15 protein-coding genes are annotated in these 14817 nt (G+C 63.7%); 3 read left to right on the top strand and 12 right to left on the bottom strand.

The genetic code is table 11. The annotated features are described in order from the left end of the window. On the top strand, window positions 1-336 hold a 336-nt coding region (locus IVB22_RS41520; RefSeq protein ID WP_276576919.1), incomplete at its 5' end, for a hypothetical protein. Between the two features lie 184 nt (window positions 337-520). On the opposite strand, the gene IVB22_RS24380 is transcribed toward IVB22_RS41520, so the two are convergent. From IVB22_RS24380 to IVB22_RS24335, 10 genes are all read right to left on the bottom strand, one after another. Beyond that, entirely contained in the window at window positions 521-751 is a 231-nt protein-coding gene (locus tag IVB22_RS24380) for a hypothetical protein (protein WP_247519799.1), read from the bottom strand. A gap of 81 nt (window positions 752-832) precedes the next feature. Continuing rightward, window positions 833-1219, bottom strand: coding sequence for a VOC family protein (locus IVB22_RS24375; RefSeq protein WP_247519798.1), 387 nt, complete (start codon window positions 1217-1219; stop codon window positions 833-835). A gap of 33 nt (window positions 1220-1252) precedes the next feature. Then, window positions 1253-2080, bottom strand: a complete 828-nt coding sequence (locus IVB22_RS24370; RefSeq protein ID WP_247519801.1) for an FkbM family methyltransferase — start codon at window positions 2078-2080, stop codon at window positions 1253-1255. A 198-nt stretch (window positions 2081-2278) separates the two neighbouring features. Next, window positions 2279-4264, bottom strand: a complete 1986-nt coding sequence (locus IVB22_RS24365) for an ABC transporter ATP-binding protein/permease (protein ID WP_247519797.1) — start codon at window positions 4262-4264, stop codon at window positions 2279-2281. 86 nt (window positions 4265-4350) lie between these two features. After that, entirely contained in the window at window positions 4351-6492 is a 2142-nt protein-coding gene (locus IVB22_RS24360) for a hybrid sensor histidine kinase/response regulator (protein ID WP_247519796.1), read from the bottom strand. A gap of 243 nt (window positions 6493-6735) precedes the next feature. Next, a complete protein-coding gene (locus tag IVB22_RS24355; RefSeq protein ID WP_247519795.1) occupies window positions 6736-7521 on the bottom strand; it encodes a succinate dehydrogenase iron-sulfur subunit in 786 nt (261 codons plus the stop codon). Window positions 7522-7545: 24 nt separating this feature from the next. Further along, window positions 7546-9417: a succinate dehydrogenase flavoprotein subunit gene (sdhA, locus tag IVB22_RS24350; protein ID WP_247519794.1), complete on the bottom strand. Its 1872-nt coding sequence runs from the start codon at window positions 9415-9417 to the stop codon at window positions 7546-7548. A gap of 3 nt (window positions 9418-9420) precedes the next feature. Further along, window positions 9421-9795: a succinate dehydrogenase, hydrophobic membrane anchor protein gene (gene sdhD, locus IVB22_RS24345; RefSeq protein WP_247787418.1), complete on the bottom strand. Its 375-nt coding sequence runs from the start codon at window positions 9793-9795 to the stop codon at window positions 9421-9423. A 14-nt stretch (window positions 9796-9809) separates the two neighbouring features. Further along, entirely contained in the window at window positions 9810-10208 is a 399-nt protein-coding gene (sdhC, locus tag IVB22_RS24340; RefSeq protein WP_247519792.1) for a succinate dehydrogenase, cytochrome b556 subunit, read from the bottom strand. Window positions 10209-10273: 65 nt separating this feature from the next. Beyond that, window positions 10274-10684, bottom strand: a complete 411-nt coding sequence (locus tag IVB22_RS24335; protein WP_247519791.1) for a LysR substrate-binding domain-containing protein — start codon at window positions 10682-10684, stop codon at window positions 10274-10276. Between the two features lie 111 nt (window positions 10685-10795). Between IVB22_RS24335 and IVB22_RS24330 the strand changes: the two genes are divergently transcribed. Continuing rightward, window positions 10796-11656: a sulfite exporter TauE/SafE family protein gene (locus IVB22_RS24330; protein ID WP_247519800.1), complete on the top strand. Its 861-nt coding sequence runs from the start codon at window positions 10796-10798 to the stop codon at window positions 11654-11656. Between the two features lie 30 nt (window positions 11657-11686). Here IVB22_RS24330 and IVB22_RS24325 read toward each other — a convergent pair whose 3' ends face one another. After that, window positions 11687-12184, bottom strand: coding sequence for a DUF3658 domain-containing protein (locus IVB22_RS24325; protein ID WP_247519790.1), 498 nt, complete (start codon window positions 12182-12184; stop codon window positions 11687-11689). Between the two features lie 27 nt (window positions 12185-12211). Further along, a complete protein-coding gene (locus IVB22_RS24320; RefSeq protein WP_247519789.1) occupies window positions 12212-13741 on the bottom strand; it encodes a malonyl-CoA synthase in 1530 nt (509 codons plus the stop codon). Window positions 13742-13830: 89 nt separating this feature from the next. Here IVB22_RS24320 and IVB22_RS24315 point away from each other — a divergent pair, with 89 nt between their 5' ends. Continuing rightward, window positions 13831-14592 carry an SDR family oxidoreductase gene (locus IVB22_RS24315; RefSeq protein ID WP_247519788.1) on the top strand — a complete coding sequence of 254 codons (762 nt, stop codon included), beginning with the start codon at window positions 13831-13833 and terminating at the stop codon, window positions 14590-14592. Window positions 14593-14817: the final 225 nt, after the last annotated feature.

Genomic DNA, 14817 nt, shown 5'->3' with positions numbered 1-14817 from the left:
GAGGAGGCGTTGGCCGCGGGGGTGGTGCTGCAGCCGGAGGCGGCGGGGGCGGCGCTTGACGCGGTGGCGGAGCCGCAGCAGGCGGTGGCGGCGGCGGGGCTGCTGGACGTGGAGGTGCTGCGGCCGGAGGTGGTGCAGCCGGCGCGGGCGCCTTCGGCGCGGCAGCCGGTGGCGGGGCACCCTTCGGCGCCTCCTTCGGCCTACCGCCCGGGCCGGTCTCTTCTTTGGCTTGCGCCACGACAAGCGGAGCAGTCTGCGCGTGCGATGCGGAAGTCGCGAGCTGTGTCGCCGTCAACGCAGTCGTGGCGAGCAGCAGGATGCGAAGGTTTGTCATGATATCCTTGGTCCCCGGAATAGGCCTGACAGCAACGGAATGGCCTTCATTGGCATGTCAGTTGGTCGATTGAACGGCTAATCATTAGGCCGGATTGTGGCGGCCTACAAATGGTCGGATGCTTTTTATTTCATCGGCGCAATGGGTTGCATGCATCGTTATTCATTGCGCGTTCAGGCGAGGCATTCATCCGGCACCCGGATCGGTGGCAGGATTGGGGGTGCGGGGGCCGTTCGGTCCGCGTATCGGCAACTCGTCCGGCATCTTGCCCGGCAACTCCTGCGGTTGTGGTGGTTGACCGGGTTCACGGAGTGGTGGTGGCACCTCCGGACGAGGATTGCCTGGAGGGCTCTCCCGCGGTGGCTCGGTCGGTTGTCCCGGTGTCGCCGGCGGTATCTCCGGCGGTTCAATCGGCATCACGCCTCCTGAAGTTTCAACTCCAGGAACGACAACGACGACACCGGCGCGAAGTTCCCGCGCGCCTCATTATGGAACCGGCTATGCCGGCGCGTGGCAGACGGCTTCGATGTTGTGGCCATCGGGATCGAGCACGAACGCGCCGTAATAGTTCGGATGGTAGTGCGCGCGGATTCCCGGACCACCGTTGTCGCGCCCGCCAGCAGCCATGGCTGCCTTATGGAATGCGTCCACCGTGGCACGGTCCTTTGCCACGATCGCGACGTGCAACGGCTTGTCCAATCCGCCTTCGCCGCCGATCCAGAAATCGGGCTTTCCATTGGCGCCGAAACCCGCGGCGGGGTCGTGGCCGTGCTGTTCCTGCGTGACTTCCATCACGAGGGTGTAGTCGAGCGGCGCCAATGCCTTCAGATAGAAGGCCTTGGAGCGTTCGTAATCCGAAACCGGAAATCCGACATGGTCGATCATCAAGCTCTCCTGCGGTTTGAGGAACGCGGAAATTCAGCCTCGCGCCAGCAGCGTGTTGCTGCGGGTCTTGCCCGTCTCGATATAGCCCCGCGCGCGCATGTCGGCGATGCAGTCGTTCAGCCATTCGTCCTTCGACAGATGCTCGATCACGATCGCGCGTGGCCACAGCGCCTGGGGCGCGTCGGCGAAGAAGCCGGTCAGCACGCGATCCTCAAAGCCTTCGACGTCGATCTTGAGCGCGTCGACACGGGCGACACCGGCCTCTTCAAGGATGCGCTGCAGCCGCAGCGACGGCACCTTGATGGCCTTGCCAGAGGCTTCGTCCGACACGATGTGGCTGGCGCCGAGATTGTCGCCGTCGGTCTCGATCAGCAATTCGCCATCGTCAGGACCGGCGGCGGCGGCGACCAGTCGCACCTGGGCATAGCCGGAGGCTGAGTTGTTGAAGGCGAGCCGCGCATGGGTCACCGGGTGCGGCTCGATCGCGATCACCTTGCCGCCGGCGCCGACATGACGCGCCAGCGCAAGCGCATAGGTGCCGACATTGGCGCCGACATCGACGAATACGCCGCCGGCGAGAACATGCGCGCGCAAAAAATCCAGCTCCTCGATGTTGTACGCGGGATTGAACAGCGCGCCGCGCTCGGTGGCACTGGCCTGATGGTAGAAGCGGAACGAGGCGCCTTGATACGGCACGTCGACGGGACCTGCGCGCAGCAGATCCACCAGCCGCGACAGCCAGGGGCGGAACGCGCCGCGCTTCAGCCGCGTGCGGTGGGCCAGCGAAATGATCGCAGCCTGTGCGGCATTCGGAGCGAATGCGCCGAACGGCGCGGGCGAAGGATCGTTGTCGGGCGTCAAACGGTGGTCCTCGGTGAAGCGGCGCATGCATAGCCGGTTTTGCACGCAACTCCAACGACATCGTCGCCCCTGCGAAAGCAGCGGCCCATACGCCGCGGCTTCTCGATTTGGGGCGGTTGGAGTTGATACTCTCCGCAATAATCAAGGCCGGTGGTTATGGGTCCCTGCTTTCGCAGGGACGACGAGAAGTCTTTTATCTCACGCCGCCTTCTTCGCAGCCTTGCGTTGGCGCAGGAAGCGGCCGAGCAGGCGTCGCTTGCCCTTGCGCGGGATCAGGTTGACGTCGCTGACGAGCTTGGCGCCGCCCTTGCGCCGTTCCAGCACGATCTTGCGGCTGTGAAACGCCTCCAGCTCGACGCGATGGGCGACGCTGACGATGGTTGCCTTCGGCAACTCCTTGATGACGATTTCCATCATCTTGTCCTGGCTCTTTTCGTCGAGCGCCGACGTCGCCTCGTCCAGCACCACGATGTCGGGGTTGTGCAGCAACAGCCGCGCAAATGCCAGCCGCTGCTTTTCGCCGCCAGAAAGCGTCTGGTCCCACGGCCCTTCTTCCTCGATCTTTTCCTTGAGATGATCGAGGCCGACCTTGTGCAGGGCCTCGCCGATCCGCTCGATCGTCCAGTCGTCGGCGGCGCCGGGATAGGCGATCGCGCGGCGCAGCGTGCCGGAAGGGATATAAGGCTTCTGCGGCAGCATGAAGAGTCGGCGGTCGGGATGGAAATTGACGCTGCCGCCGCCCCACGGCCATAACCCCGCCAGCGCACGGACCAGTGTGCTCTTGCCGGTGCCGGATTCGCCGGCCACCAGCAGGCGCTCGCCGGGCCCGATCACCACTTCGGTTTCGCCGACCACCGCGGTGCCGTCGTCGAGCGTCACCGAGAGATCGTTGAGGCTCAGCATGGCGTCGCCCTCGGTCTCGTCGCGCTTGATGCGGCCGATGCCGTCGCCCTGCTCGGCGCGCTCGAGGCCATCGAGCGACATCATCAGCGAAGCGATGCGGCGTGCGCAGGCGTTCCAGTCGGCGAGCCGCGGATAATTGTCCACCAGCCAGCCGAACGCGGTCTGCACGATGGTGAAGGCGGAAGCCGCCTGCATCACCTGGCCGAGCGTCATGCTGCCGTCGAGATATTTGGGTGCGCACAATAGGAGCGGAACTACGGGCGCGATGAGGCTCGATCCTTGCGACACCAGCGTGGTGCGCATGTGCTGGCCGGCGAGCCGCGCCCATTGCCGCAGAACTTTTGTGAAGGTCTTGTCGATGCCGTCGCGCTCTTCCTCCTCGCCGCCGAGCAGTGCGATGCTTTCGCCGTTCTCGCGAACGCGCGTCAGCGCATAGCGATACTCGGCCTCGGCCTGGTTCTTGTCTTCGGACACCTGCACGAAGCTTCGTCCGATCGTCATGATCGAGCCCGAAGCGATTGCGGCGTAAAGCACGGCGGCAATGACGAGAAAGCCGGGAATGGTGATCGTTGATCCCGCGAGCGTCACCGTCAGTGCGCCGCCGATGGTCCAGAGCACGACGATGAAGGTTGCGGCCGACAGGAATGCCGATGTGACGCCGGCAACGAAATCCACCGGCGAGTCGGTCGCGATCCTCAGATCCTCCGCGATTCGGTATTCCGGGTTCTGGTGGTCGCCGCCGACAAGGTTGAGCTGATAGTAACGGCCGCTGGCCAGCCAGCGCGATATCACCGCATGCGTCAGCCAGGCGCGCCAGCGGCGCTGGATGCCCATGCGGGCGAACACCTGCGCCACGCCGAGCAGCACGCTGCCGATCGCCAGCGGAAAGAATACCGCGGCGAGATAATACACGGTGGCGGAATCGCGCTTCTCGATGGCGTCGAAGATCGCGCGATTCCAGACATTGATGCCGTATTGAAAGCCGACATTGGCGACGATCAGGAGCAATAGCCCGATCGTAAACAGCCACGCCAGCCGGTCGCCGTTCCTGCCCCAGTATCCGCGCGCGCTGATCCAGAACCGCGTCAGCAGATAATCCTTGCGCGCCTGTTCGGCCTCCTCAGGCGATAATTCCGGATCTGGTTCGACGACCTCCGGCGGTGGCGGTTCGACGTGATCGCCGCCTTCTGCGGTGACTTCAGCGAATTCTGATTTTTCGGCAGAAGGCTTTTCCGCGGAGGATTTTCTGGCGGGTTTGATCTCGACATCGGACTTGGCCATGGCCCGGTAACGCAAAGAAAATCAGATGGTTCCATAGGGCCCGGAGTGCATGCCTCCGTCGCTTCGGCCTTTCAATGGCGGCGTATTCAAATCACTTCGTTGGCGCGCCCCACCTTACGCAAGCGGCCGACCCGGTGCAGCACGCGCGAGAGCTGCTCGACGGAATAGGGCTTTTGCAGCAACTCAAAGCCGTAGCTGCCGTGTTCCGACAGCACATGGCTGTAACCGCTGGTCAGCACGACCGGCAGGTCGGCATGCCTGCGGCGGATTTCCTGGGCGAGTTCGATGCCGGTCATGCCCGGCATCACCACGTCGGTGAACACGACATCGAAGCAATCGGCGCCGACGGCCAGCTCTTCGAGCGCATGCGCGCCGCCGCCGACCAGGCGCGTGGTGTAGCCGAGATCGGCCAGTGCGTCGGTGGCAAATTGCCCGACCTCGGCGTTGTCTTCGACCACCAGCACCGACATCCCACGTCCGTCGAGCGCTCGGGCATCTTCCCCCGGCAGCTGTCGCGTTTTCCCGCTGCCGGCGGTGCGCGGCAGATACAGCGTGAAGATACTGCCCTTGCCGACCTCGCTGGCGACCGCTACTTCGCCGCCGGATTGCTTGGCGAAACCGAATACCTGCGACAGGCCGAGCCCGGTGCCATGGCCGGCCTGCTTGGTCGTGAAGAAGGGTTCGAAGATACGTTCGAACTGATCGGGCGGAATGCCGCTGCCGGTGTCGGCGACGGATACGGCAACATAGCCATACGGATTTTGCGACAAGGGCGCGGCGTTGGGCAGGCTGGCCGCCATTCCCACTGCAACCGTCAGCCGTCCGCGGCCCTCCATCGCGTCACGCGCGTTCACGGCCATGTTGATGACAGCGGTTTCGAACTGGCCGGCGTCGGCGTTGACGAAGCACGGTTCTTCCGGACCAAGGATGACGATCTCGATGCGCGAACCGATCAGGGTGCCGATCATTTCGCTCAGCGTCTGCACGCTTCGTCCGACGTCGAACACCTCCGGCTTCAACGTCTGCCGCCGCGCGAAGGCCAGCAACTGCCCGGTCAGCTTGGCGGCGCGGGTCACCGTATCCGAGATCGCCTCGATATAGCGTAGCCGCCGCGGCTCCGGCAGATCGGGCCGCCGCAACAGGTCCACGGAAGCGCGGATCACCGTGAGCAGGTTGTTGAAGTCGTGCGCGACGCCGCCGGTGAGCTGGCCCAGCGCCTCCAGCCGCTGGCCGTGCTTCAGCGCTTCCTCGGCCATCTGCCGCTTCTCGGCTTCGAAATAGAGATGCCGCGTCCGGCGCACGGCCAGCCCCAGCAGGGCAAACAGCAGCGCGGTGGCCGGCGCGCCGAAGACCAAATGCTGGCTCATGGTGGACAGCCAGCGCGCGCGTATCGCCGAGGTCTCGAGGCCGGCGCCGACATAGATCGGGTATTCCGCGAGCCGCCGGCAGCCGAGGCGGCGTTCGATGCCGTCGGTCGGCGACGTCACGGTGATGAGGCCGGCCGTTGGACTGGCGGCGATGATTTTCCCGATCGAACCTTTTGGATCGAGACGGATGTCGCTATCGATGACGGGGAAACGCGCCAGCACGGTGCCGTCCGCCCGGCCGAGCGCGAAGTAGCTGCCGGGCTCGCGGCCGATGCGGGCGTAGTAATTCTCGAAATATTCCGGGAACACGGACGCCTGCAGAACGCCGGCGAAGCTGCCGTCCTCGCTCGGGCGCCGTCTGCTGACGCCGAAGAACGCGGCGCCCTGATACGGCGGCCGCGGTTTCAGCGCTTGCCCGATATAGGTTCCGATATCCTTGGCCGCGTGGGACTTGAAATAGTCCCGGTCGGAAAAATCGATCTCCGGCGCCGGGACGACGAGGCTGTTGACGAGCGCGCGGCCCCTGGCGTCGAAAACCCATGTTGATTTCACCTGCGGCAGGGAAGTGACCAGTTGTTTCAGCCGCAGATGCAGGATTTGCTCGCGCGCAACGATGTCGGCATCGGGAACGTCGCGGACGATCTCGGCGATCTCCGACAGGCTGCGGTCGATGGTCTCGAATACTTTCAGCGCATGTTCGTGCGCGACATCCAGCGCGCGTTCGATCTCGCGGTCGGCAGTTTCGCGGATCGAGAACCAGGAGACGGCGGATGCAAATACAAACAGGGCCAACGGAAGGGCCAGCGAAGCGACCATCATCCATTGCAGCAGTCTCAGCGAATTACGTTGCGCGGTCTGCACGGGCGCTCCGACTCCGCGCCAAGCTTAACGCAATCCTTGGTTGGGTAAAGCGCGCGGTGAGTGGAACTTTCTGCTTCCCCGGACGGCGTTAACGCGGATCGATAAATTGATAATCATTCGCGCCCGTCCGGCCGAGGATAGAGACATGTAGCCCGGATGGAGCGAAGCGTAATCCGGGACAGGTTTGTCCGGCTGCGAGAATCCCGGATTGCGCTTCGCTTCATCCGGGCTACGGCATCGCGACTAGATCTGCCGCTCGACCATCTTCAGCTTGAGTTCGGCGATGGCTTCGGAGGGGTTGAGGCCCTTCGGGCAGGCCTTGGCGCAGTTCATGATGGTGTGGCAGCGGTAGAGCCGGAACGGGTCTTCGAGGTTGTCGAGCCGTTCGCCGGTGGCCTCATCGCGGGAATCCGTCACCCAGCGGTTCGCCTGCAGGAGCGCGGCAGGCCCCAGGAAGCGGTCGCTGTTCCACCAATAGCTCGGGCAGGAGGTCGAGCAGCAGGCGCACAGGATGCACTCGTAGAGGCCGTCGAGCTTTTCACGGTCCTCGTGGCTCTGCTTCCACTCCTTCTGCGGCGTCGGCGTGGTGGTCTTCAGCCACGGCTCGATGGAGGCGTACTGCGCGTAGAAATTGGTGAGGTCGGGGACCAGGTCCTTGACGACCGGCTGGTGCGGCAGCGGGTTGACCTTGACGGCGCCGCCCGCGGCCACGTCGTGCATCGACTTGGTGCAGGCCAGCGTGTTCTGGCCGTCGATGTTCATGGCGCAGGAACCGCAGACGCCTTCGCGGCAGGAGCGGCGGAAGGTCAGCGTCGGGTCGATGTTGTTCTTGATCCAGATCAGGCCGTCCAGCACCATCGGCCCGCATTCGTTGATGTCGACGTGATAGGTGTCGACGCTCGGGTTCTTGCCGTCGTCCGGGTTCCAGCGATACACCCTGAACTCGCGCGTCTCGGTCGCGCCGGCCGGCTTCGGCCAGGCCTTGCCGCCGGTGATCTTCGAATTTTTCGGAAGCGCGAGTTCAACCATGCTTGCAAGCCTTCGCTATCGTCATCAATACACGCGCGCCTTCGGCGGGATGTACTGGACGTCGTTCGTCATCGTGTAGTCGTGCACCGGGCGATAATCGATCGTGGTGTTGCCGCCATTGTCGATCCACGCCAGCGTATGCTTCATCCAATTCTTGTCGTCGCGCTCGGAAAAGTCCTCGCGCGCATGCGCGCCGCGGCTTTCTGTGCGGTTCGCCGCCGAATCCATGGTGACGACCGCCTGTGCGATCAGATTGTCGAATTCGAGCGTTTCGATCAGGTCGGAATTCCAGACCAGCGAGCGGTCGGTCGTCGCGACGTCGCCGATGCCGCCATGAACCTTGTGGATCAGGTTCTGGCCTTCGTGCAGGATCTCGCCGGTGCGGAACACCGCGCAATTGCTCTGCATGACGTGCTGCATGCCCTCGCGCAGCTTCGCGGTCGGCGTGCCGCCGGAGGCGTAGCGGTAGTGGTCGAGCCGGCCGAGCGCCAGATCGGAAGAATCCGCCGGCAGGTCCGGCTGCTTGCCGCCCGGCGTCAGCTTTTCCGCAAGCCGCAGCGCGGCAGCACGGCCGAACACGACGAGGTCGATCAGCGAATTGGAGCCGAGGCGGTTGGCGCCGTGGACGGACACGCAGGCCGCTTCGCCGATCGCCATCAGGCCGGGCACGACAGCATTGTCGTCGCCGTTGATCTTGGTCAGCACTTCGGCGTGATAATTGGTGGGAATGCCGCCCATGTTGTAGTGCACGGTCGGCACGATCGGGATCGGCTCACGGGTGACGTCGACATTGGCGAAGATTTTCGCCGATTCGGAAATGCCCGGCAGCCGTTCATTCAGCACCTTGGGATCGAGATGATCGAGGTGCAGGTAGATGTGGTCCTTCTTCTTGCCGACGCCGCGGCCCTCGCGGATCTCGATGGTCATCGAGCGCGAGACGACGTCGCGGGAGGCGAGGTCCTTGGCTGAGGGCGCGTAACGCTCCATGAAGCGCTCGCCCTCGGAATTGACGAGATAGCCGCCTTCGCCGCGGGCGCCCTCGGTGACGAGGCAGCCCGAGCCGTAGATGCCGGTCGGGTGGAACTGGATGAATTCCATGTCCTGCAGCGGCAGGCCGGCGCGCAGCACCATGCCGCCGCCGTCGCCGGTGCAGGTATGCGCCGAGGTGCAGGAAGCGTAGGCGCGGCCGTAGCCGCCGGTCGCCAGGATAGTGGTCTGGGCGCGGAAACGATGCAGCGTGCCGTCCTCGAGCTTGAGCGCGATGACGCCGCGGCAGACGCCCTGGTCGTCCATGATCAGGTCGATGGCGAAGAACTCGATGTAGAATTCGGCCGAGTGGCGCAAGGCCTGGCCGTACATCGTGTGCAGCATGGCGTGGCCGGTGCGGTCGGCCGCGGCGCAGGTGCGCTGGGCCTGGCCCTTGCCGTAGTCCATGGTCATGCCGCCGAACGGGCGCTGGTAGATCTTGCCGTCCTCGGTGCGCGAGAACGGCACGCCCCAATGCTCGAGCTCGTAGACGGCTTCCGGCGCGTTGCGCACCATGTATTCGATCGCGTCCTGGTCGCCGAGCCAGTCCGACCCCTTGACGGTGTCGTACATGTGCCAGCGCCAGTCGTCCGGATGCATGTTGCCGAGCGAAGCCGAAATGCCGCCTTGCGCCGCAACCGTATGCGAGCGGGTCGGGAACACCTTGGTGATGCAGGCGGTGCGCAGGCCCGCTTCCGAGCAGCCGACCACGGCGCGCAAGCCGGCGCCGCCGGCGCCGACCACCACGACGTCGTAGGTGTGGTCCTCGATCGGATAGGATTTTCCGTTGGTGGCAGGACCACTTGCAGTTCCGCCACTGCCGTTGGTGGCCTTGCCGTTACCTTGAGCCGCCGTCCTTTGAGCAGCCATGGGTTAAACTCCCGATGACAATTTGAGGATCGCGTAGATCGAGGCCAGGGCCACCGCGATACAGAAGAAATTATTCGCCATCACGCTGGCGAGCTTGATCTTCTCGTTATGCACGTAGTCCTCGATCACGATCTGCATGCCGATCCTCATGTGCCAGGTGCTGGCGACGATGAAGAGGACCAGGATGATCGCGATCGGCAGCGAGCCGAGGATTTGCGCGGCGCCGGCCTGATTGCGGCCGATCAGCATCAGGATGATCACGATGACGGGGATGATCAGCAGCGTCATCGCCACCGCCGTGAGACGCTGGCGCCAGAAATCGGTGGTGCCGGAATGCGAGGAGCCGAGATTGCGGACGCGGCCGAGCGGCGTGCGCATCGAGCGAGGGGCGCTCATCGTCCGCCTCCGACCGTGTAGGCAATGATCCAGACCAGGACGGTCAGCGAAATGCCCGCGATCAGTGCACCCCAGGTGAGCGCCTCGCGCTCATTGGCCTTGAAGCCGTAGCCGAGGTCCCAGAAGAAGTAGCGGATGCCGCTACACAGATGATGCAGCAGCGACCAAGTGTAGCCGAACACGATCAGCTTGCCGATGATGCTGCCGGTGAAGGCCTGGACGTTGGCGTAGGCGCCGGGGCCGGACGCCGCGGCAATCAGCCACCAGGCGAACAGCAGCGTGCCGAAATAGAGCGCAATTCCCGTGGCACGGTGGATGATGGAAAGCGCCATCGTCAGGGTGACGCGATAGGTCTGTAAATGGGGCGATAGCGGTCGTTCGATCCTGGCGGTCATTCGGCAGCTTCATGTTGTGTGGAACCGCGGCCGGCCCATCGGGATGCGCGGTAGATGAATTCTATTTACGTAGTCGCACCAGTCCGCGCAACGATCAAATGGCTTGAAATAGAACTAGCGTTCATTGCTAGGACGCTATGAAACGCGATTGGATCAGCGGCTTGGTATACCACGGCCATTTGGCACGGTTTAAGAATTGAACAATGATTCTGTTTATCGATCGACGCGGGCTGCGCGCCGAACGAATCGATGCCTCGCCAGCGCTCGATGCCATAGTCGACGAAGGCCCTGATCCTCGGAGAAGCCGGCCGCGACGCCTGAAACATCAGGTGCAATGGCACCGGCGCCGGCTCGTAATCGGCCAGCAGCCGCACCAGGTGGCCGGCGGCCAGATCGGCCCTGGCCTGCCACGACGGCACGCGCCCGATGCCGGCGCCTTCCTTCGCGGCGGCGGCCAGCGTGTCGAGGCTATTCATCCAGAGCCGACCCGATATGCGGATTTTGCGGCCCGCCTTGAAGCAGCTAAGTCTCGCGGGTGGCCATGCAGATGCGCAGCCGCCGATTCTGAACGTGGGATGCTCAAAGACATGGTGGCCGGCCTCGATCCCAAAGAGCTCATCGAACTCGCCTTGCTCCTGATCGCGGTCGGGGCGCTGTCGGGATTTCTGGCCGGCGTGTTCGGCATCGGCGGCGGCGCCATCCTGGTGCCGGTGTTCTACGAATGCTTCCGGCTGGCCGGCGTGCCGCTGGAGGTGCGGATGCCGCTCTGCATCGGCACCTCGCTTGCGATCATCATCCCGACCTCGCTCTCCTCGTTTCGCGCCCATTACATCAGAGGCGCGGTCGACATGGAGATCCTCAGGCGCTGGTGGCTGCCGATCGTGATCGGCGTGGTCGCAGGCAGCGTCACGGCCCGCTTCGCGCCGGAGCGCCTGTTCAAGATCGTGTTCGTGATAGTGGCGTGGTCGGCGGCGGCGCGGCTGTTGCTGGCGCGGGACACCTGGAAGCTCGGCGACGACGTGCCGAAGGGCTTTCTGATGCGCGTCTACGGCTTCTTCGTTGGGCTGTTGTCGACCTTGATGGGCGTGGGCGGTGGCCTGTTCGCGAACCTGCTGATGACGTTCTATGGCCGGCCGATCCATCAGGCGGTCGCAACCTCGTCGGCGATTGCGGTGTTGATCTCAATTCCCGGCGCCATCGGCTACGTCTATGCGGGCTGGCCTGCGGCAGCGCGCTTTCCCGATGTCACCGCGCTGCAGATGCCGTTTGCAATCGGCTATGTGTCGCTGATCGGCGCGCTGTTGGTCATGCCGACCACGCTGATCACGGCGCCGCTCGGGGTGAAGGTCGCGCACGCGCTGTCGAAGCGCGCGCTGGAGACAGCGTTTGGGATCTATATGTTCATCGTCGGCGGGAGGTTCGCGATCAGCCTGTTGAACGGGCAGTAGTCGTTCGACGCAGGCGACCAGATCCGCGGCCTAGTCCTTCAAGCGCACTTCGCTGTGGCGCCAGTAGCGGAGATCGCCAATTCCTTCGATGCGATCGGAATCGCTTAGGACCTGCAGTCGTGCAGCAATCTCTTCATCGCCGATCGGCAGGGCACGCTCCTGGCAGCGCTGCATGGTTAGAACGACCACCATCGCGGTCTTTTGCCATCGCGGCTTCAGCAACGAGAAAATGATGCCGTCGAAATCCGCTTCGGTCACGGATGGCGGCAAGCGAACCTGATCCCACGTGAGACTGCTGCTGATGGTCGGGATTTCCTCATCGCGAGGAGGTGGCTCCAAATCTGGATGTTGGTCGTAGACTTGCGCGAGCAGATTCAGGTGCAAAGTGTCGACAAGTTCTCGAAGCAATCCGTCGAGGGCCAGCCTTTCCTCTTTTCCGAGGTCCGCGATGGCCATTCTCGCATGATCCAAAGCGACATCGGCGTCGAGGAAGTACTTTTGAATTAGGACGGCCTGCTCGCGGTTCATTATTTCAAGTCGCGACTGCTCGCGCTCCTAGTGCTTCGAATAGATGTCCTTGTAGGTATCCCGCAAAATATTCTTCTGCACCTTGCCCATGGCGTTGCGCGGCAACTCCTCTACCACGAACACGCGCTTCGGCATCTTGAATTTTGCGAGCCTTCCATCGAGCGCCTTCAGTACGCCCGCTTCGGTGACATCGGCGCCCTTGGTGCAGACCACCACTGCCGTAACGCCCTCGCCGAAATCGGCATGGGGCACGCCGATCACGGCGGATTCGATCACGCCCGGCATGGCGTCGATCTCGCTCTCGATTTCCTTGGGGTAGACGTTGAAGCCGCCTGAAATCACCAGGTCCTTGCCGCGGCCGAGGATGTGCACGTATCCCTTGGCGTCGATCTTGCCGAGATCGCCGGTGATGAAGAAGCCGTCATCGCGGAATTCGGCCTTTGTCTTCTCCGGCATCCGCCAGTAGCCCTTGAACACGTTCGGGCCCTTGACCTCGATCATGCCGATCTCGTCGCGCGCAATCTCCTTGCCGCTCTCGGGATCGGTGACGCGCACGGAAACACCGGGCAGGGGATGGCCGACGGCGCCGGGGACGCGCTCGCCATCATAGGGATTCGACGTGTTCATGTTGGTTTCGGTCATGCCGTAGCGTTCCAGCACGGCGTGGCCGGTGCGCGCGGACCATTCGCGGTGGGTGTCGGCGAGCAGTGGCGCGGAGCCCGAAATGAACAGCCGCATATGGTTCGTCGATTCCTTGGAAAGTGCCGGGCTCTGCAACAGCCGCGTGTAGAACGTCGGCACGCCCATCAGCACGGTTGCGCGCGCCATGAGCTTGATGATCAGCTCCGGATCGAGCTTCGGCAGGAAGATCATCGAGGCGCGGGCGAACAGGGTGACGTTGCTCGCCACGAACAGGCCGTGGGTGTGATAGATCGGCAGTGCGTGGATCAGCACGTCCTTGTCCGTGAACCGCCAGTAGTCGACCAGGCTGTGGGAGTTTGACGCCAGATTGTCGTGCGTCAGCATCGCGCCTTTGGAACGGCCTGTCGTGCCGGAGGTGTAGAGGATCGCGGCGAGGTCGTCATTGGCGCGCGCGACCGTCGTAAACGCCGCATCGGCCTTGGCGGCGGCATCCGTCAGCGATCCCTTGCCGTCGGGCCCAAGCGTTTCGACCTTTGCCTTCACCTTCGCCGCGATCGCGCCGATGCCTTCCGCCTTCGAGGGGTCGCACACGACCAGCGACGGCTCGGCGTCGGAGATGAAGTAGTCGAGCTCGTTGAGCGTATAGGCGGTGTTGAGCGGCAAATAGACGCCGCCCGCGCGCACGGTCGCGAGATAGAGCACCAGCGCCGGCACCGATTTCTCGGTCTGGGCTGCGACGCGGTCGCCGGGCTTGACGCCGCGCGCAACCAGCACATTCGCCATCTGGCCGGCACGGGCGATCAGATCGCCATAGCTGATGCGCGTGCCGTCGAGCATTTCGATCGCAAGCCGGTTCGGGTCGTCGAGCGTGTCGAACAGGCGGGAAAACAGGTTGGCGTTGGCGGTCGTGTTCATGCAACATTCCCCAAGAGGGCGCTGGCCGACGGAATTTCGCGGGCTGGAATAGCAAGAACGCCCTTCATAAAGCAACGGAGACAGTTTGCATGACAAATAGCGGGAAACGCGTGGCCTGGGTGACGGGCGGTGGCAGCGGCATCGGCGCGTCAGGGGCGGAATTCCTGGCGGCGGATGGCTGGATCGTGGTGGTTTCGGGACGGCGGAAAGACGCCCTCGACAAGGTCGTGGCTGATATCGCCAAAAAGGGCGGCAAGGCCGAGGCGATCGCGCTCGATGTCAGCAACAAGGCCGACGTGGACAAGGCGGCCGACCAGATTCTCGCCAAACACGGCCAGATCGATCTCTTGGTCAACAGCGCCGGCATCAACGTGCCGAAGCGAAGCTGGGCCGACATGGAGGTGGACGGCTGGGACAAGGTCGTCGATATCAACCTGAACGGCGTGCTCTATTGCATGCGCGCGGTGCTGCCGGCGATGCGGAAGCAGAAGGATGGCTGCATCATCAACGTCGCGTCCTGGGCCGGCCGTCATGTCTCCAAAATGCCGGGCCCGGCTTACACCACCACAAAACATGCGGTGCTGGCGCTGACCCATTCCTTCAACATGGACGAATGCGTCAATGGCTTGCGCGCCTGCTGCCTGTCGCCCGGCGAGGTCGCGACCCCGATCCTCAAGCTGCGGCCGGTGGTGCCGTCGGAAGAGGAGCAAGCGAAAATGCTGCAGCCGGAAGATTGCGGTCGCACCATCGCCTTCGTCGCCAGCATGCCGCCGCGCGTGTGCATGAACGAGATCCTGATCAGCCCGACGCATAATCGCGGGTTCATCCAGACGCCCGCGAACAGGGATTAGGACGAGCTCTCTCCATCGTCGTCCCTGCGAAAGCAGGGACCCATAGCCACCGGCCTTAGTTTGGTGATGGGCATCAGCCACAGGGCCTTATTGAGAGATCACGCGGTATGGGTCCCTGCGTGCGCACTAGCTGATTCACACATCTTTGAGGGTTTCCCACGCGGAGGCGACGCCCAAGAAGTATTGGAGGCCATGCCTGATGGTGATGGGGCCGGGTTTGGTGCG

Source organism: Bradyrhizobium sp. 190, from assembly GCF_023073415.1.
Lineage (GTDB): Bacteria > Pseudomonadota > Alphaproteobacteria > Rhizobiales > Xanthobacteraceae > Bradyrhizobium.
The sequence above is the reverse complement of the archived record's forward strand: the minus strand, read 5'-3'. Positions and strand labels throughout refer to the sequence as shown.